We start from the raw sequence: 18097 nt of genomic DNA, 5'->3' as shown, positions 1-18097 counted from the left end.
ACCGCCACCCGTACCGTATGGTGTACGGTACGGAGCACGGTTGGATGGGAGGGAAATCCGAATGGACGTCATCGAGGTCGACGGGCTGCGCAAACGCTACGCAGACACCGAGGCCCTGGCCGGCCTGGACCTGGCCGTGCCGGCGGGCACGGTCTGCGCGGTGCTCGGCCCCAATGGTGCGGGCAAGACCACCCTGGTGCGGGTGCTGACCACGCTCACCCGCCCCGACGCCGGCACCGCCCGGGTGGCCGGGCACGACGTGCGCCGCGAGCCGGGGCGGGTACGCGCCCGCATCGGCCTGGTCGGCCAGGCCACCGCCGTCGACGAGGTGCTCGGCGGCCGGGAGAACCTGGTGCTCTTCGGCCGGCTGCACCACCTGGCCCCGGCGCGCGCCCGGGCCCGCGCCGAGGAGCTGCTGGTCCGCTTCGACCTCACCGGCGCCGCCGACCGGCCGGTCGGGACGTACTCCGGAGGCATGCGGCGGCGCCTCGACCTGGCCGCGGCGCTGATCCTCGACCCGCCGGTGCTCTTCCTCGACGAGCCCACCACCGGCCTGGACCCGCGGGCCCGGGCCACCGTGCACGAGGCGGTGCGGGCCCTGGCCGGCGCCGGCACCACCGTGCTGCTCACCACCCAGTACCTGGAGGAGGCCGACCGGCTCGCCGACACCGTCGCGATCGTCGACCACGGCCGGGTGGTGGCCACCGGCGCCCCGCACCGGCTGCGCGCCGACCTCGGCGCCGACCGGGTCGAGGTCGTCTGCGACCAGGCCACCGACCTGGCCCGGGTCGCCGACACGCTGCGCGGGGCCGTCGCCGGCCCGCCCCGGGTCGACGCCGAGGCGCTGCGGGTCAGCGTCCCCGCCACCGACCGGGTCGCCACCCTCACCAGGGTGCTGGCCGCCCTGACCGACGCCGGCCTCTGCGCGGCCGACGTGACGCTGCGCCGGCCCACCCTCGACGAGGTGTTCCTGCACCTGACCGCCACCGGCCGGACGGAGGTGGCGGCGTGAGCGCGATCCCCGCGTCCGGGCGGCACACGGCCCTCGCCGACGCCGCCACGCTCACCGGCCGGGCGCTGCGGCACTGGGCCCGCCAGCCCGCTCCGGTCGTGGTCACCCTGCTCTTTCCGGTGCTGCTGGTGCTGATGTTCGGCTACCTGCTCGGCGGGGCGATGGTGGTGCCCGGCGGCGGCGACTACCGGGAGTTCCTGCTGCCAGGGATGTTCGCCATGGCCATGCTCTTCGGCGTGGAGACCACCTACACGGCGGTGGCCACCGACGCCGCCCGCGGCGTCACCGACCGGTTCCGGTCACTGCCCATCGCCCGCTCGGCCGTGGTGGCCGGCCGCGCCGGCGCCGACGGGCTGCACGCCGTCGCCGCGCTCACCGTCATGGTCGGCTGCGCCCTGGCGGTCGGCTGGCAGTGGCACCTCGGCGTCGGCCGGGCGCTGGCCGGGGCCGGGCTCCTGCTGTTGCTGCGCCTCGCCATGATCGTCGCCGGCATCCACCTGGCGCTGCTGCTGCGCGCCCCGGAGGCGGTGGCGGCGCTGCAGATCCTGGTCTGGCCGCTGGGGTTCGCCTCCAACGCGTTCGTGGCCCCGCAGACCATGCCCGGCTGGCTGGCCGCCGTCGCCGAATGGAACCCGCTGTCGGCGACCGTGGCGGCCTGCCGCGAGCTGTTCGGCAACCCGGGCTGGGGCGGCGACGGGTGGCCGGCCGAGCACGCGGTCGCCCTGGCCGTGGCGTGGCCGCTGCTGCTGATCGCGGTCAGCGGCCCCCTGGCGGTACGCCGCTGGCGGCGCCTGGACCGGTAGGGTGGCCCGGCTGCCGGGTTCGTGGGGAGGCGACGCCGAAATGTATCCACCGATCGAGCCGTACGCACACGGGTTGCTCGACGTCGGCGACGGCCACCGGGTGTACTGGGAGACCTGCGGCAACCCCGAGGGCCGGCCCGCCCTGGTGGTGCACGGCGGCCCGGGCTCCGGCGCCACCGCGTCGTGGCGGCGGCTGTTCGACCCGGCCGCCTACCGGATCGTCCTGTTCGACCAGCGTGGCTGCGGGCGCAGCACCCCGCACGCCGCCGACCCGGCCGTGGACCTGTCCACCAACACCACCGCCCACCTGCTCGCCGACATGGAGCGGCTGCGCGCGCACCTCGGGATACGCGGGTGGCTGCTCTGCGGCGCGTCGTGGGGGTCGTCGCTGGCCCTGGCGTACGCGCAGCGCCACCCCGAACGGGTCAGCGCGCTGGTGCTGTTCAGCGTGGTGGCCAACACCCGCCGCGAGATCGACTGGGTGACCCGGGACATGGGCCGGATCTTTCCCGCCGAGTGGGCCCGGTTCCGCGCCGGGGTGCCGGCCGAGCAGCGCGACGGCGACCTGTCCACCGCGTACGCCCGGCTGGTCAACCACCCGGACCCGCAGGTGCGGGACCGGGCCGCCCGCGACTGGTGCGACTGGGAGGACGTGCACGTCTCCCTCGCCGGCGGGTACGCCCCCGACCCCCGGTTCGCCGACCCGGTGTTCCGGGCGGCCTTCGTCCGGCTGGTCACCCACTACTTCAGCAACCTGGGCTTCCTGCCCGACGGGGAGCTGCTGCGCGGGGCGGCCCAGCTCGCCGGCATCGCCGGGGTGCTGGTGCAGGGCCGCCTGGACGTCAGCGGCCCGCCGGACATCGCCTGGCGGCTCACCCGGGACTGGCCCGACGCGCGGCTGGTGATCGTGGAGGGCGGCGGCCACGGCGGCGGGCACGGCATGACCGAGACGGTGGTCGCGGCGCTGGACGAGTTCGCCCGCCGGTGACCGCCCGGGTCAGCCGGCGGCGAGCAGGGCGCGCACCGGGGCGGCCTTCGCCGCCGCCTCGGCCACCTCGGCCGCCGGGTCGCTGTCCCAGGTGATGCCGCCGCCGGCCCACACGTGCAGCCGCTGCCCGTCGGCGGCCGCGGTGCGGATGGTCAGGCCCAGGTCGACCCGGCCGGGGCCGACCCAGCCGAGCGCGCCCATGCCGGCGCCCCGGCCCACCGGCTCCAGGGCGGCGATCCGGTCCAGCGCGGCGAGTTTCGGCGCACCGGTGACCGACCCGCCGGGGCAGACCGCGCGCAGCAGCGCGGCCAGGCCGATCCCGTCGGCCAGGGCCGCGGAGACCGTCGACTCGGCCTGCCACAGGTCGCACCAGCGGCGTACGGCGAACAGCTCGTCCACCCGCACCGAGCCGGTGCGCGCCATCCGGGCCAGGTCATTGCGTTCCAGGTCGACGATCATCACGTGCTCGGCGCGTTCCTTGGCCGAGGCGAGCAGCTCCCGCCGGCCGGCGGCGGTGGCCGGGCGGGTGCCCTTGATCGGCCGGGTGAGCACCCGGCCGGCGGTGACCTCGACCAGGGTCTCCGGGGAGGCGCAGCCGATCGCCCAGCCGTCGCCGTGCAGGGTGCCGCCGTAGCGGGCGCCGGGCAGCCCGGCGAGGCGGGCCAGGGCGGGCCGCGGGTCGCCGGTGTAGTCGGCGCCGGCGTGCCCGACGACGTTGACCTGGTAGACGTCGCCGCGACCGATGGCGGCGCGGACGGCCTCGACGGCGTCGGCGTGTTCCCGGCCGGTCCAGCTGTCCCGCCACGGGCCGAGCCACCAGGGGCCGGGCGGGTCGGCGGGCGGCGGCGGGGTGTCGGTGTGGCGGTAGACCACGATCGCCAGGTCCGGCAGGGCCGGCGCCGGGTTGGCCGCGCCGGCCGGCGCGGCGACCATCCGGGCCCCGGCGGCGGCGGAGACGTACAGGGCGGCGCCGCAGACGTCGTGCCGGTGCGGGGCGGCCGGGCGGGTCAGGTCGGCGGCGCCGAGGCCGTGGCCGGCGAGGAACTCCTCGGCCAGCGCGGCGGGGTCGCCGCCGTCGGCCAACCGCCATTCCAGGCGGTCCCGTTCGACGAGCCGGTCCCGGCAGGAGGCGGGGGCGGCGGGCACGTCTACCGGCCGTTGTGGGAGCGTTCCCACGCCGTCCGGGCGAAATCTTCTCATCCGTTCAGCGGATTTCGGGCCAACAAGGCGTAAGCCTGCTCGATCCCGCGCGCTTGCGCTTGGTACTGTGCGTCACTGGTCATGTGAACCATGACACAGTGCCCCCACAGCTCGGAGAACCCGATGTGCCAGCACCAACCGACCTGCCCTTCCGCCGAGGCCACCGACCGGGAAGCCGCCCGGGTCATCGCCTGCTTCCCTGAGCAGGGCTGGAGCCTGCTCTGCAACGGGGTGATCGTCTTCGAGGACACCGGGGAGCTGCTGCCCGACGGCAGCACCATCGCCCCGCACCGCGGCCCCGCCCGCCACGCCCTCGTCGCCTGACCACCGCCACGCTCCGTGCAAGGAGCGTACGCGCCGGCAACGCCGCCACGTACGGGCCGGGGCGGCGTGCCACCCCGGCGCCACCACCTCAGCTCTCGAACGCCTCCGGGGACGGGCACGAGCAGACCAGGTTCCGGTCGCCGTACGCCCCGTCGACGCGCCGCACCGGCGGCCAGTACTTCGCCATCCGGTCCACCCCGGCCGGATACCCGCCCACCGACCTCGGGTACGCGTGCGGCCACTCGTCGCCCGACACCATCGCCGCGGTGTGCGGGGCGTTGGCCAGGGGATTGTCCCCGGCCGGCCACTGCCCCGAACCCACCTGGTCGATCTCCGCCCGGATCGCGATCATCGCGTCGCAGAACCGGTCCAACTCGGCCAGGTCCTCGCTCTCGGTCGGCTCCACCATCAGCGTCCCCGCCACCGGGAACGACATCGTCGGGGCGTGGAACCCGTAGTCGATCAGCCGCTTCGCCACGTCGTCCACGCTCACCCCGGTCGCCCTGGTCAGCGGCCGCAGGTCCAGGATGCACTCGTGCGCGACGAGGCCCTTGTTGCCGGCGTACAGCACCGGGAAGTGCCCGCGCAGCCGCGCCGCCACGTAGTTCGCCGCCAGCACCGCCACCCCGGTGGCCCGGGTCAGCCCCGCGGCGCCCATCATCCGCAGGTACGCCCACGGGATGGGCAGGATCCCCGCCGACCCGTACGCCGCCGCCGAGATCGCCGGCCGGCCCTCGACGTGACCGCCCAGCGGGTCACCGGGCAGGAACGGCGCCAGGTGCGCCCGTACCGCCACCGGCCCCACCCCGGGCCCGCCGCCGCCGTGCGGAATGCAGAACGTCTTGTGCAGGTTCAGGTGCGACACGTCCGCCCCGAACTTTCCGGGCTTGGCGAACCCCACCAGGGCGTTCAGGTTCGCCCCGTCGACGTACACCTGGCCGCCGGCGTCGTGGACCTTCGCGCACAGCGACGCGATGCCCGTCTCGTACACGCCGTGCGTCGACGGGTACGTCACCATGATCGCGGCGAGGGCGTCCCGATGCTTGTCGATCTTCGCGTCGAGGTCGACCGGGTCGACGTTGCCGTCGGCGTCGCAACCCACCACGACCACCCGCATGCCGGCCATCACCGCCGACGCGGCGTTGGTGCCGTGCGCCGACGACGGGATCAGGCACACGTCCCGGTGCCCCTGACCGCGGTCGCGGTGGTACGCGCGGATGGCCAGCAGCCCGGCCAGCTCACCCTGCGAGCCGGCGTTGGGCTGCACGCTGACCGCGTCGTAGCCGGTCACCTCCGCCAGCCACCCCTCCAGCTGGCCGATCAGCTCCCGGTACCCGGCGGTCTGCTCCGCCGGGGCGAACGGGTGGATGTGCGCGAACTCCGCCCAGCTCACCGGCTCCATCTCGGTGGTGGCGTTCAGCTTCATCGTGCACGAACCCAGCGGGATCATGCCCCGGTCCAGGGCGTAGTCGAAGTCGGCCAGCCGGCGCAGGTAACGCAGCATCGCCGTCTCGGAGTGGTGGCTGCCGAACACCGGGTGGGTGAGGAAGTCGCTGGTGCGGGCCAGCCCGGCCGGCAACACGACGGCCACGTCGCCGTCGACCCCGCCGACCCCGAACGCCGCCCACACCGCCGACAGGTGCGCGGCCGTGGTCGTCTCGTCGCAGGAGATCCCCACCCGGTCGGCGTCGACCAGCCGCAGGTTCACGTTGCGCCGCGCGGCGGCGGCCACCACCTCGGCGGCCCGACCCGGCACGGTCGCGGTGACCGTGTCGAAGAACGGCACGTCCGGCACCTCGACACCGCCGGCGCGCAGCCCGGCCGCCAGCCGCGCCGCCAGGCCGTGCACCCGCCGGGCGATGCCGCGCAGCCCGTCCGGGCCGTGGTAGACGGCGTACATGCCGGCCATCACCGCCAGCAGCACCTGCGCGGTGCAGATGTTGCTGGTCGCCTTCTCCCGGCGGATGTGCTGCTCCCGGGTCTGCAACGCCAGCCGGTACGCCGGGTTGCCGTCGGCGTCACGGGACACCCCCACCAGCCGGCCGGGCAGCATCCGCTCCAGACCCGAGCGGACCGCCAGGTAGCCGGCGTGCGGCCCGCCGAAGCCCATCGGCACCCCGAACCGCTGGGTGGTGCCCGCGGCGATGTCCGCACCGATCTCCCCCGGCGGGCGCAGCAGCGTCAACGCCAGCAGGTCCGCGGCCACCGTGACCAGCGCCCCGGCGCCGTGGGCCGCCTCGACCAGCCGGCGGTGGTCACGCACCGCCCCGGACGCGCCCGGGTACTGCAGGTGCAGGCCGAAGAACTCCGCCGGCAGGTCGTCGCGCTCGACGTCGACCACCCGCACCTCGATGCCCAGCGGCTCGGCCCGGCCGGTGATCACCGCGATGGTCTGCGGCAGGGCGTCGGCGTCGACGACGTACACCGGGCTCCTGCTCTTCGACGCGCGGCGGGCGAGGGTCATCGCCTCGGCCGCCGCGGTGCCCTCGTCGAGCATGGAGGCGTTCGCGACTGGCAGCGCGGTCAGCTCGGACACCATGCTCTGGAAGTTCAGCAGCGCCTCCAGCCGGCCCTGGCTGATCTCCGGCTGGTACGGGGTGTACGCGGTGTACCAGGCGGGGTTCTCCAGCACGTTACGGCGGATCACCGCCGGGGTGTGGGTGCCGTGGTAGCCCAGGCCGATCATGGACACGGCCACGGTGTTCCGGCCGGCCAGCGCCCGCAGCTCCGCGACCGCCTCGGCCTCCGTGGCCGGCGCGGGCAGGTCCAGGGTGCCGTGCCAGCGGATCACCTCGGGGATCGCCGCGTCCATCAACTCGTCGATCGAGTCGTAGCCGACGGCCTTCAGCATGCGACGCTCGTCGTCGGGGGCGGGACCGATGTGACGGTCGGCGAACTGCTCTGCGCTCATCGTGTGCGCTCCTGCGGGCGAGGTCGACGGGTCGGCCTCCCCCTGAGTCACACCCGCCAAGGCGCTCCACAGTGCCTGCCCACGAGGTCCTTTTGCCTGAGAGGTTCCGGGGAGGAATCTGCCCCTTCGGCGCCACCCGGGTGATTTCCGGGCGGTCTCTCCCACGTGGGTGGTACCGGCACCCTCAACGCTACCAGCGACCGGATCACCGCACGCCGGGGGCGGCCCCGGCGGCGCGCTGCGCCAACTCCCCCAGCAGCGGGCCCAGCGGCGCGTCGACACGCACCGCGGCGTACCCGTCGCCGCGGGTGGGCCCCTGGTTGACGATCGCCACCGGGATGCCCTGCTTCACGGCGCGCAGCACGAACCGGCGCCCCGACATCACCGTCAACGACGACCCGAGCACCACCAACGCCCGGGCCGCGCCGACCATCGCGAAGCAGCGGGCCACCCGCGGCGCGGGCACCGTCTCGCCGAAGAACACCACGTCCGGTTTCAGCACCCCGGTGCCGCAGAAGGTGCAGTCGACGGTGCGGAACCCGGCCACCTGCGCGTCGTCGAGATCCACATCCCCGTCCGGGTTCACCGCGACGGCGGCCGGGCCGAAGCCGGGATTGGCCTCCCGCAGCCGCCGGTCCAGTTCCTCCCGGGAGGTGCGGTTGCCGCAGTCCAGGCAGACCACCTCGTCCAGGCGGCCATGCAACTCCACCACCCCCGGGCTGCCCGCCGCGGTGTGCAGCCCGTCGACGTTCTGGGTGATCACCCCGTCGACCAGGCCGGCGGCCTGCAACCGGGCCACCGCCCGGTGCCCGTCGTTGGGGGCGGCCCGGGCGATCATGCGCCAGCCCAGGTGGCTGCGCGCCCAGTACCGCCGCCGGGCCGCCGGGTCACCGGTGAACGTCTGGTAGGTCATCGGGGTGTGCCGGCGGGCCGCGCCGCTGGGCCCCCGGTAGTCGGGGATGCCCGACTCGGTGGACAGGCCCGCCCCGCTCAACACCACGACACCACCGCCGGCCACCAGGCCGTCGAGGGCGTCGATCGTCTGCGTCACCCGTCCATGCTGCCCCACCCCGCCGCCCGGCGGCGAGCCAGCGCCGGTGACCTCCGTCGCGGCCGACCGGGCGCGCCGCCGCTGCCGCCGGGTTAGGTTGCAGGTATGCGTGTCGTCATCGCCGGGGGCCACGGCAAGATCGCCAGACTGCTGGAACGGGAACTCGCCGGCCGCGGCGACACCCCGGTCGGGCTGATCCGCAACCTCGACCACGCCGCGGCGCTGCGCGCCGCCGGCGCCCAACCGGTCGCCTGCGACCTGGAACGCGCCGGCGTCGACGACGTCGCCGCGCACCTGCACGGCGCCGACGCCGCGGTGTTCGCCGCCGGCGCCGGGCCGGGCAGCGGCGCCGCCCGCAAGGACACCGTCGACCGGGCCGCCGCCGTGCTGCTCGCCGACGCCGCCCAGGCCGCCGGCGTACGCCGCTACCTGCTGGTCTCCTCGATGGGCGTCGACCAGCCCCCCGGCCCCGGCAGCGACGACGGGTGGGCGGCGTACCTGGCCGCCAAGAAAGCCGCCGAGGACGACGTGCGCGGCCGCGACCTGGACTGGACGGTGCTGCGGCCCGGCCGGCTCACCGACGACCCACCCACCGGCCGGATCGCCCTCGCCCCGCACGTCGAGCCGGGGGCGGTGACCCGCACCGACGTCGCCCGGGTCCTGGTCGCCCTGCTGTACCACCCGGGCACCACCGGCACCGTGCTGGAACTCGTCGGCGGGGAAACCCCGATCGCCGACGCGGTCGCCGCCGCCGAGAGCCGCTGAGCACCGCCGCCGGGATCCGTCGAACCGGCAGGTCGCACCACGGGTCGGGCGCGATCTCCCTGGCAGCCCGTGGGGTCGGCCCACCCCGTGGCGGCGGGCCGACCCCACGCGGCTCAGCGCTGGTGTTGCTGGGGCGGCAGCGCCACCCGGATCCGACCGCCACCGGCCGGCGCAGCGGCACCGCCCGCCGGCGCACCGGCCCCCACCGGCGTCCTGCCTGCGGCCCCCGCGGCCTCCGCGGCCAGCCGCTCCATCGTCCGCGCCAGATGCTGGCTGCCGTCGTCCAGATGCCGGGCCGCCGCCTCCATCTGCGAGATCATCATCTCGCCGAAGATCCGCAACGCCTCCCGCGTCGCCACCGAATCGTCGAAGCTCGCGCCGGCGCTGCTCCGATACTCGGCCACCGCCCGCTCGGCTTCCCGCTTCGCATCCTCCGCCGCCGCCCGCATGTAGCTCTCGTACTGCGTCCGGGCGTACTCGGCCACCCGCTGGGCGTAGTCGTGCGCCTGGGCGATGATCTGCTCCGCCTCCCGCTGCGCCGCCGACAGCAGGTTGACCTCCTTCGCCGCGGGCAGGTTCGCCGCCGCGCCGTTGCTCGGAAGCACCCCGTGCCGGTGCAGCTCCAAGTGGTCGTTGAGCCGTTCGTTCTCGGCCCGCAGGTTCGCCACCTGCGTCGCCATCAGATCCAACTCGTCGGCGACCTGCACCCGGAACCGGTCCACGTCCGCCGGGTCGTACCCGCGGCGGGTGAACGACGCAGCGCCGAACTCCCACCGGCGCACCCGGTCAGAGGTCATCCGGACCTGCACGCTGGCCACCTGACCCCCGTCGTACCTGCTGATCGGGGTTGCGCTCACCGGACACCTCCGGAATCGTCACGGGCGGTCGCGGTTCGCCACGTCGGCCCGTACCAGTGCTTGCCGAAACCCTCGTGATGCAGCTGGCCGGCGTGATAGCCCGCCCGGGTCAACGTCGCCACTGAATGGCTGACCATCTCGTCCGACCCGCAGATGTAGACGTGCCGGGACCGCCAGTCCCCATCCGCCAACGCCCGGTCCGCCACATGGGCGAACTCCCCCGGCCGCTGCACGTCCAACCCCACCACGTACGTGACCGCCAACCACGGATACGACGCCGCCAGCTTCTCGATCGCCTCGTTGTCGTAGAACTCGCCCGGCGAACGGGCCCCCACGTACAGGTCGACCCGGCGGTACGAACCCTCCGTCGCGACCTGCTCGATCAGCGCCTTCATCGGAGCCCATCCGGTGCCGCTGGTCAGCAGCAGCAAATCCGCCGACCCGGCCGGCCACAACGTCAACCGGTCCCCCACCGGCGAGGCCAGATACAACTGGTCACCCACCGCGGACCCATACACCAGCCGCGACGACACCGCGCCGCCTGGGGCCGCACGCACATGCAGCTCCATCGTGCCGTCGGCGCGGGGCGCGTTCGCCGGCGAGTAGTACCGCCACGATCGCACCGCCGGGTGGGACACCCCGATCGACTGGCCCGGGTTGAACGGCAGCAGGTACTGCGGGCGCAACGTCAGCACCGCCAGGTCGAACGCCCGCCGCTCGTGCCCGAGGATCTCGGACACCCACCACGGCGGGTTCACCGCCTCCGCGGTCTGCGCCGCCTCGATCATCACCTGCGAGATCAGCCCGTACGCGGCCGTCCAGTCCTGCGCCAGCTCCTCGGTCCATGCCTCGCCGAGGAAATGCCGCAACGTGGCGATCAGGGCCTCACCGACCGCCGGATAGTGCTCGGGCCGCACCGCGAACTTGCGGTGGTCGGCCCCGAGATCCTTCAGGAACCCCATGAGGCTGTCCAGCTGGTCCACATGGGACACGATGTGCCCCAACGCGCCCACCAGCCGGTCCCGCTGACCGGCCATGTTCGTGGGGAACATCGGCCGGGTGTCGGGATGCGCCAGGAACAACGTCGAGTAGAAGTAGAGCGGCACCTCATCGCCGTACGCGGCGACGAGGGACCAGCTCTGCTTCAGTCGTGCGGCATCCACCCTCAGGAGCCCGTCCCGCGTCCGTGGGCCACCACCTGGTCCTGCACCTTCTCCAACACCACCTGCACGTCGCCGATGATGTCCCCCGGCACACCCAGCTCGGTCAACGTCGCCGTCAGGTGCAGGCCGACCTTGGCGTAGTGCTCCACCGGGATATTCAACGGCTGATGCGCCTCGGCGAGCTCCCGGCCGGTGTACTCGTTCGGCCCGCCGAGCACCACCGTCAGCATCAACGCCATGTGCCGCCGCTGCTCCGCCATATTGGTTTCGGCGAAGTATCCGACCAACTCCGGGTCGGCGAGCACCTTGTCGTAGAACAGTGCCACGGCCGCCTTGACCGAACTGGCGCCGCCGATGCGCTCGTAGTGAGAGGGCGCCGTTTTCTCAGTAACCGTCACGGTCGATCCTTCCAGGGTGACAGGCCGCGCGAGTCACGCGCGGAGGGGCAACCGGTCGGCTGGCGGGAGTTGCCGTGACGTCTTTGCGCCAACGCGACCGAGTGGACCTTAGCGCGCCATCCGGATTAGGTCACACTCGGCCTATCAGTTTCCTCACCACAGCCAACCGGCCACCACCACCATCAGTCGGAAGGACCAGCACGCCGTCGAGGCGCTGCGGCTGGTGAATTCCGCTCCCACCGCCGCATCAACGAAGGATCGCGCCGGGCCCCGAGCCACAGCGCGATCGCGAAACCACACCCGGAAGACACCACGGGGAAGCCGAACTCAACCCGCCCGACGCCGCGCCCGCCGCGCCGCCAGCTCGTCACCCACCGGCTTCGCCACCGGCACCGGCTCCGACCCACCTGCCGTCGCCGGCTCCGCCGGCAGATGCGACAGCGAACCCTGGATCTCCTTGAACGCGCCACCGATCGCGATGCCGAACACGCCCTGGCCACCCTGCAACAGGTCGACCACCTCCTCCGGCGACCGGCACTCGTACACCGTCGTCCCGTCCGAGATCAACGTGATGCCCGCCAGATCCTCCACCCCACGCGACCGCAACGCCTCGATCGCCTTACGGATGTTCTGCAACGACACGCCGGCGTCCAACAACCGCTTCACGACCTTCAACACCACGAGGTCGCGGAACGAGTACAACCGCTGGGTCCCCGAACCCGAGGCGTCCCGGACACTCGGCACCACCAGCGCCGTCCGCGCCCAATAGTCCAACTGCCGGTAGCTGATGCCCACCGCGTGACACGCCGTCACACCCCGGTAGCCCACCGAATCGTCACCCTCGGTCACCGACCCCGGCGGGACCACCCCCGCACCCCGCTGCTGCGCACCCGGCTCGGCATCTCGCGGCTCGTGCATCCGGACAACCTCCCCGCCCGTGCGGTGACACGTCCCATCCGAAACGCGCACCCCTCGACACGGCAACCCTATAGCGACACCGAAGAGTTACCACGCAGGAACCCACGCGACACGCCGCACCGCACCAGCGAAGATCACCAACCGCACCGGAACAACACCCACAGTGACGGCCAAACCGAGCCGGCCCACCCCGACCCGGACCACCGGAATCAACCGGCGAAATCCTCCGGACGCACCTGCTCCAGGAACTCCCGGAACTTCTCCACCTCGTCCTCCTGCTCGTCGGGGATCACGATCCCCGCCTCACCGAGGACCTGCTCGGCACAACGAATCGGCGCACCGACCCGCAACGCCAACGCGATCGAATCACTCGGCCGCGCCGACACCCGCACCCCGTCCCCGATCAACAGGTCGGCGTAGAAGACGTTCTCCTTCAACTCGGTGATCTCCACCGCCCGCAGCGGCGCGTCCAACGCCACCAGCACATCCCGCAGAAGATCATGAGTCAACGGTCGGGCCGGCTTGACGCCCTGCTGCTCGTAGGCGATCGCCGTCGCCTCGACCGCGCCGATCCAGATCGGCAGATAGCGGTCCCCCTCGACCTCCCGCAGCAGAACGATCGGCTGGTTGCTGGGCAGTTCCACCCGAACCCCGACCACGCTCAGCTCGCGCACCGCCGCCTCCGTGTCGTTGTCACCTACGCCCGCACCCCGCCCTTCCCTGCACGGTACACGGACCGCGACACGGCCGTCCCATGCGCCACCTGCACCACGCGTCGCCGGAAAGGGGTTACCCCGGCAAGCCTACGACACGCTTCCCCACACCGATCTTCTCGCCAGCCACCCACACCGACGGGCGCCGGCAACAACCACCGACGCCCGCCCAACCCGGGATCACCGACCCAACGTCGACCGCAACCCCACCCGCACCAACGCGGCATGCAACTGCTGCGACAACGCCGCCAACTCCCGCACCGTCTCCGCCGCCCGAGCCTTCGCCGCCGGATCCGACTGCCGCGCCAACGGCGCCACCAACTGCGCGAACAGACCGACCTCCCGATCCGCCGCCGTCCGGTAACCCCGCAGATGCCGCGGCTCCAACCCGTACGCCGCCAGACCCGCCACCGCCCGCGCGATGATCAACGCATCACCGTCGTACCAGCCCGGCGGATCCGACACCACCACACCGAGCCGCTCCAACTCCACCAACGTCGACTCGGCGATCCCGCTCCGCGCGACCAGATCCACCCGACCCAGCCGCAACTCCGACGACTCGACCGGCTGCTCCGGGACAGCACGCCCCGGCACCTCACCACCCGGACCCACCGCCACCAACGCCGGCCGCTGCCGACCCGACGACGCACCCGCGTCGCGCTCCGCCAACTGCTCCCGGATCACCCGCAACGGCAGATACTGATCCCGCTGCGCCGCCAGCACGAACTGCAACCGCGACACATCGTCCCAGCTGTACTTCCGGTAACCCGCCGCCGTCCGCTGCGGCTCCACCAGGCCCTCCGCCTCGAGGAACCGCAACTTCGAGATCGTCACGTCCGGAAAATCCACCCGCAACTGCGCCAACACCTCGCCGATACTCATCAGCGGTTGGGACCGCGCCGCCCCGGGCGGCGTCGAAGCCGCAGGCTCGTTCACCCCCGGCCGGCCTCCTCCTCCGGACGCGGACCGGCGATGAACACCACCCGGAACTTGCCGATCTGCACCTCGTCACCATTGCTCAACGTGGCAGCCTCGACCCGCTCCCGGTTCACGTACGTGCCGTTCAAACTTCCCACGTCCCGCACCGTGAACGTGCCACCGTCCCGGTGGAACTCCGCGTGCCGCCGCGACACCGTCACGTCGTCCAGGAAGATGTCACTGTCCGGATGCCGGCCACTGGTCGTCACATCATGGTCCAACAGGAACCGAGCACCCGCGTTCGGACCACGACGCACCACCAGCAGCGCCATCCCCGGCGGCAACGAACCGGACATCCGGCTCGGCACCACATCGGTGTCCGGCCCTTCCAGCACTTCGTCGAGCGAGCCGAGATTGAGCGTCGAAGTGACGTCGAGCGGGGGGAACTCGTCGCCTGGGCGCGTCATGGGACCACCTCACGGATCAGATCGGTCAGCGTCGGACGATGGCGGAACTGGCCGCCGGGCAAATCCACCACCCGGCGGCTGGCTCCCCCGTGCCACGAAGGCAACTGCACAACGCTCAACTATTGGATTCTCGGTCGACTGGGCGAGCCTAGCCAGCACCGAAATGCAGGGCAACCGGACGCGCGGAGTCAACTCCCGCACCGGCCAGGACAACTCTCAGCTCTCGATGAGCTCACGGTACGCGCCAGCGGACAACAGACTCTCCACCGCCGCCGGATCATCAGGCGTGATCTCCACCAACCAACCCGCACCGTACGGATCAGTGTTGATCACCTCAGGCGTGTCGCCGAGCGCCTCGTTGCGCGCGGCCACCGTACCGCTCAACGGCGCGTAGATCTCCGACACCGACTTCGTCGACTCGATCTCACCCAGCGACTCACCCGCCGCCACCACCGCACCCTCGTCGGGCAACTGGACGTACACGATGTCACCCAGCGCATCCTGAGCGAAGTGGGTGATACCGACCCGCACCTTGCCGGCGCCGTCACCCACCACCCACTCGTGCTCGGCGGTGTAACGCAGATCCTCAGGAATCACCAGACGCGTCCTTCATCCATCGATGCACCGGAAAACCGGCGCGGCCGCGCCGGTCACGAGACCGGACGGGCGTGTTCCAGCTTCAACGGACCATGCAGCGCCGAAACCTCGACCGCCCCACGATCCTCGACGATCACGTTACCGCCGACACCCTGAACCGACGCGACCACCCCACCAGGAATGTTGAGCGCCGTACGCATCGTCGCCGGATCACCGATCACCGTGATCGTAAACGGACCCGACAACCGACGCCCGTCCACCACCAACCCGCCGGTATCCCCGTCGTCCAGGAAGTACGTCGACGCGACGATCCGCGCCGGGGTGCCACCCCCACCGGAGATCTGCATCGCCTCCGCGCCCGCACCCCGCAACTCCTGCACCGCGTCCAGCACCCGGCTCGCCGCGATCGGCTGCGACCCCGCCTCGAACCGCACCGTCAACCCCGGCCCCCGCGCCGGCAACGTCCCCGCCAGGATGCCCAGCTCGTCCGCCCGCCGCGTCGCCTCCTCCAACGCCGCCTGCCGGCCCTGCTCACCCGAACGCAACTGCCGCTGGCTCTCCTCCAACGACGCGATGTCCTGCCGCAGCCGCGCCTCCCGCTGCCCCAGGTCCGACAGGATCCGGACCAGGTCCTCCTGCCGGGTCGCCCCCGCGGTCGGATCCGTCGACGTCGTCCGCAACTGCACCACCAGCGTGAACCCGAGCAACGCCAGCAGGACAGCGATCATCACCGAGGCGCCGGTGAGCCGCTGCCGCCAACCGGCCGCCGCGGGCTCCGGGCCGCCCTCGTCGCCCTCGTCGCCTGCGCCACTCTCCGCCTGCTCCGACGGTTCGCCGCCCGGCGCGTCCGACTCCGCCGGCGCCAACGGACTCAACTCGTCGGCATCCGGCGCCTCCGGCCGCGGATCCGGCTCACCCGCCGGCCCCTCCGGACGCGTCGGCCCCGCCGGCTCCGGCCAGCCGGTCCCGCTCCGCTCGTCCTCACTCATCCCGCGAACCTACGCCCGGAACAGGTGACGACGGATCGCCGCCACATTGCCGAAGATGCGCACACCCAGCACGACCACCACTCCGGTGGACAACTGACCACCCACGCCCAACTGGTCACCGAGATACACGATCAGACCCGCGACCAGCACGTTCGAGATGAACGACACCACGAACTGCTTGTCGTCGAAGATCCGGTCGAGCTTCGCCCGCACCCCGCCGAACACGGCGTCGAGCGCGGCCACCACGGCGATCGGCAGGTACGGCTGCAACGCCACCGGCACGGTGGGGTCGAGCAACACCCCGAGCACCACACCGGCGAGCAGCGCCAGCACCGCGATCATCGGCCACCTCCGGAGGGGCTGGAAGACACACCCGGACCGGACGGTCCGGGACCGGCAGACCGACCGGCACCCGAGACGGACGGACTCGGACTCACCGACGGCTTGGCGTAGCGTAACTGCGGCTCCGGAGCGGCCGGCAGGGTGAGGTCCTCCGCCTCCCGGACCCCGAACGACACCCCTGTCGTCTCGGCCACCTCACGCATCAACAACGCCGCCCGGCTGTCCCGGAACCGTCGCGCCATCGAATCCGGCCCGATCGCCGACACCTCGTACGGACCAGTCACCGGGCGGAAGTCCACCAGGATCGCCTCACCCGCCGACCGGATCGTCGACGTCGCCGTCAACCGTTGCCCGTTGATCGCGACCGCCTCCGCGCCTGCGCCCCACAGGTCGTTCGCCACCCGCTGCAGATCCGTGTACAACACCTGCGCCGGACCCGCACCCACGCCGGTCACCGCGTCCTTGTCCTGCACCGGGTCGGCCAACCGCACCACCACGCCGTCGCCGTGCACCCGGCCCAGCCCGGTGCCCGCCTCCAGGTCCCGCAACCGCGCCGCCTGCGAACCACCCAACGCCGCGGCCCGCTGCCGGCTGACCTCCTCGCGCAACTGGTCCGCCCGGTCCGACAACCGGTCGGTCTCCCCCGCCCGCTCCCGGATCTGCTGCACCAGACCCGCCCGGGTCTTGCCGCGCTCCGGCTCCGCCGCCGCGGTCTGCCGGTACGCCACCGCGAACAGGAAGCCCAGCGCCACCGTCACGACCAGGCTCACCACCCGCGCCGAGGCGCCCCGCCAGCCGGGTGCGCGCCCCGGCGGGCGACGCCGGGCCGCCGCCGCCGCGTCCGAGTATCCGGGGTCCAACGGGTTGCGGAACAGCTCGGTCAGGAAGTCCGGTGCGTACACCCGCCCCGCCGGACCCCGCTCCTCCCCGGACCTGCCGCTCACGCCGTCAACCCTCCGGATCGTTGCCGGACCGCCGCTCGCACCAGGCGGTTCGCCTGCACCACGTACATCGCGCCGGCCGCCCAGTAGAGCACCAGCCCCCACCAGGCCAGCGCCCAGCCGATCGCGCCCGCCGCGGTCGCCGCCGCCGGGACCGACGCGGCCAGCAGCAGGATCGGGAACGCCGCCAGCAGCAGGAAGGTCGCGGTCTTGCCGACGTAGTGCACCGGCGGCGGCCCGTAGCCGTACCGGCGCAGCACCGCCAGCGAGCCGAGCAGCAGCAGTTCCCGCGCCAGCAGCGCCCCGGTGAACTGCCACGGCACCACCTCGCGGGCGGTGAACGCCAGCAGCGTGGCCAGGATGTAGAGCCGGTCGGCGAGCGGGTCCAGCAGCTCACCCAGCCGGCTGACCTGCCCGAGCCGGCGGGCGATCCAGCCGTCCACCCAGTCGGTGGTGCCGCCGACGGCCAGCACCACCACGGCGGCGACGTCCGCCCGGACGACCAGGAAGAGCCAGAGGAACAGCGGCACGCCCAGCAGCCGGATGAAACTGATGACGTTGGGCAGGGTGAGCACCCGGTCCCGCGCGGCATCCACCAGCGACGTTGCCTGCTCCCCCCGAGCCGGTCGACGCGACACCGAACCTCCCCCTCGCAGCACCCTCCGACGCCCGGGAGTGCCAGGCGCTGCGTGGGACGTGCGCGTAACCGGGCCGGTCGTCCGAACGCCCTCCCGGACCCT

20 protein-coding genes and 1 riboswitch are annotated in these 18097 nt (G+C 72.9%); of the genes, 5 read left to right on the top strand and 15 right to left on the bottom strand.

The window, feature by feature from the left end; genetic code table 11:
- Positions 1-61 precede the first annotated feature (61 nt).
- Genes AB0H57_RS17915 through pip form a run of 3 tightly spaced genes read left to right on the top strand, consistent with a single transcriptional unit; the run spans position 62 to position 2803 of the window.
- On the top strand, positions 62-1012 hold the full coding sequence (locus AB0H57_RS17915) for an ATP-binding cassette domain-containing protein (RefSeq protein WP_357507688.1): 951 nt from the start codon (positions 62-64) through the stop codon (positions 1010-1012).
- Positions 1009-1815, top strand: a complete 807-nt coding sequence (locus AB0H57_RS17910) for an ABC transporter permease (protein WP_357507686.1) — start codon at positions 1009-1011, stop codon at positions 1813-1815. The genes AB0H57_RS17915 and AB0H57_RS17910 overlap by 4 nt, the downstream gene beginning before the upstream one ends.
- A 40-nt stretch (positions 1816-1855) precedes the next feature.
- Positions 1856-2803: a prolyl aminopeptidase gene (gene pip, locus AB0H57_RS17905; RefSeq protein ID WP_357507684.1), complete on the top strand. Its 948-nt coding sequence runs from the start codon at positions 1856-1858 to the stop codon at positions 2801-2803.
- Positions 2804-2812: 9 nt separating this feature from the next.
- Here the strand turns inward: pip and AB0H57_RS17900 are convergent, their stop codons facing one another.
- Positions 2813-4003 carry a chorismate-binding protein gene (locus tag AB0H57_RS17900; RefSeq protein ID WP_357507682.1) on the bottom strand — a complete coding sequence of 397 codons (1191 nt, stop codon included), beginning with the start codon at positions 4001-4003 and terminating at the stop codon, positions 2813-2815.
- A 123-nt stretch (positions 4004-4126) separates the two neighbouring features.
- Between AB0H57_RS17900 and AB0H57_RS17895 the strand changes: the two genes are divergently transcribed.
- Positions 4127-4327, top strand: coding sequence for a DUF5999 family protein (locus AB0H57_RS17895; RefSeq protein WP_088974232.1), 201 nt, complete (start codon positions 4127-4129; stop codon positions 4325-4327).
- A gap of 88 nt (positions 4328-4415) precedes the next feature.
- Here the strand turns inward: AB0H57_RS17895 and gcvP are convergent, their stop codons facing one another.
- Both gcvP and AB0H57_RS17885 read right to left on the bottom strand, forming a co-directional pair.
- Positions 4416-7238, bottom strand: coding sequence for an aminomethyl-transferring glycine dehydrogenase (gcvP, locus tag AB0H57_RS17890; protein WP_357507679.1), 2823 nt, complete (start codon positions 7236-7238; stop codon positions 4416-4418).
- A 74-nt stretch (positions 7239-7312) separates the two neighbouring features.
- A riboswitch (glycine riboswitch) is annotated at positions 7313-7412 on the bottom strand.
- A 31-nt stretch (positions 7413-7443) separates the two neighbouring features.
- A complete protein-coding gene (locus tag AB0H57_RS17885; RefSeq protein ID WP_357507677.1) occupies positions 7444-8289 on the bottom strand; it encodes an NAD-dependent protein deacetylase in 846 nt (281 codons plus the stop codon).
- A gap of 105 nt (positions 8290-8394) precedes the next feature.
- On the opposite strand from AB0H57_RS17885, the gene AB0H57_RS17880 reads away from it, so the two are divergent.
- Positions 8395-9054: an NAD(P)H-binding protein gene (locus AB0H57_RS17880; RefSeq protein WP_357507675.1), complete on the top strand. Its 660-nt coding sequence runs from the start codon at positions 8395-8397 to the stop codon at positions 9052-9054.
- Between the two features lie 113 nt (positions 9055-9167).
- Here the strand turns inward: AB0H57_RS17880 and AB0H57_RS17875 are convergent, their stop codons facing one another.
- The 12 genes from AB0H57_RS17875 to AB0H57_RS17820 form a co-directional block, all read right to left on the bottom strand.
- Positions 9168-9911: a DivIVA domain-containing protein gene (locus AB0H57_RS17875; RefSeq protein WP_357507673.1), complete on the bottom strand. Its 744-nt coding sequence runs from the start codon at positions 9909-9911 to the stop codon at positions 9168-9170.
- A complete protein-coding gene (locus tag AB0H57_RS17870; RefSeq protein WP_357507671.1) occupies positions 9908-11074 on the bottom strand; it encodes a globin domain-containing protein in 1167 nt (388 codons plus the stop codon). Before AB0H57_RS17870 ends, AB0H57_RS17875 begins: the two co-directional genes overlap by 4 nt.
- A gap of 2 nt (positions 11075-11076) precedes the next feature.
- The gene (locus AB0H57_RS17865) at positions 11077-11472 is read right to left on the bottom strand and encodes a group 1 truncated hemoglobin (protein ID WP_357507668.1); all 396 of its coding nucleotides are present in this window, start codon (positions 11470-11472) and stop codon (positions 11077-11079) included.
- Between the two features lie 327 nt (positions 11473-11799).
- Complete coding sequence (locus AB0H57_RS17860; RefSeq protein ID WP_357507666.1) at positions 11800-12390, bottom strand: MerR family transcriptional regulator; 591 nt, start codon at positions 12388-12390, stop codon at positions 11800-11802.
- 209 nt (positions 12391-12599) lie between these two features.
- Positions 12600-13064, bottom strand: coding sequence for a bifunctional nuclease family protein (locus tag AB0H57_RS17855; RefSeq protein WP_222957239.1), 465 nt, complete (start codon positions 13062-13064; stop codon positions 12600-12602).
- 219 nt (positions 13065-13283) lie between these two features.
- Positions 13284-13985, bottom strand: coding sequence for a MerR family transcriptional regulator (locus AB0H57_RS17850; RefSeq protein ID WP_357507664.1), 702 nt, complete (start codon positions 13983-13985; stop codon positions 13284-13286).
- Between the two features lie 50 nt (positions 13986-14035).
- The gene (locus AB0H57_RS17845) at positions 14036-14488 is read right to left on the bottom strand and encodes an FHA domain-containing protein (RefSeq protein ID WP_088962138.1); all 453 of its coding nucleotides are present in this window, start codon (positions 14486-14488) and stop codon (positions 14036-14038) included.
- Positions 14489-14704: 216 nt separating this feature from the next.
- Positions 14705-15085 carry a glycine cleavage system protein GcvH gene (gene gcvH, locus AB0H57_RS17840; RefSeq protein WP_357507662.1) on the bottom strand — a complete coding sequence of 127 codons (381 nt, stop codon included), beginning with the start codon at positions 15083-15085 and terminating at the stop codon, positions 14705-14707.
- Positions 15086-15138: 53 nt separating this feature from the next.
- Positions 15139-16074: a DUF881 domain-containing protein gene (locus AB0H57_RS17835; RefSeq protein ID WP_357507660.1), complete on the bottom strand. Its 936-nt coding sequence runs from the start codon at positions 16072-16074 to the stop codon at positions 15139-15141.
- Between the two features lie 9 nt (positions 16075-16083).
- The gene (locus tag AB0H57_RS17830; RefSeq protein WP_357507658.1) at positions 16084-16416 is read right to left on the bottom strand and encodes a small basic family protein; all 333 of its coding nucleotides are present in this window, start codon (positions 16414-16416) and stop codon (positions 16084-16086) included.
- Complete coding sequence (locus tag AB0H57_RS17825; RefSeq protein WP_357507656.1) at positions 16413-17360, bottom strand: DUF881 domain-containing protein; 948 nt, start codon at positions 17358-17360, stop codon at positions 16413-16415. Before AB0H57_RS17825 ends, AB0H57_RS17830 begins: the two co-directional genes overlap by 4 nt.
- The gene (locus AB0H57_RS17820; protein ID WP_357507793.1) at positions 17357-17956 is read right to left on the bottom strand and encodes a CDP-alcohol phosphatidyltransferase family protein; all 600 of its coding nucleotides are present in this window, start codon (positions 17954-17956) and stop codon (positions 17357-17359) included. Before AB0H57_RS17820 ends, AB0H57_RS17825 begins: the two co-directional genes overlap by 4 nt.
- Between the last annotated feature and the right edge of the window lie 141 nt (positions 17957-18097).

It is taken from the genome of Micromonospora sp. NPDC050686 (genome assembly GCF_040654475.1).
GTDB lineage: Bacteria > Actinomycetota > Actinomycetes > Mycobacteriales > Micromonosporaceae > Micromonospora.
The sequence above is the reverse complement of the archived record's forward strand: the minus strand, read 5'-3'. Positions and strand labels throughout refer to the sequence as shown.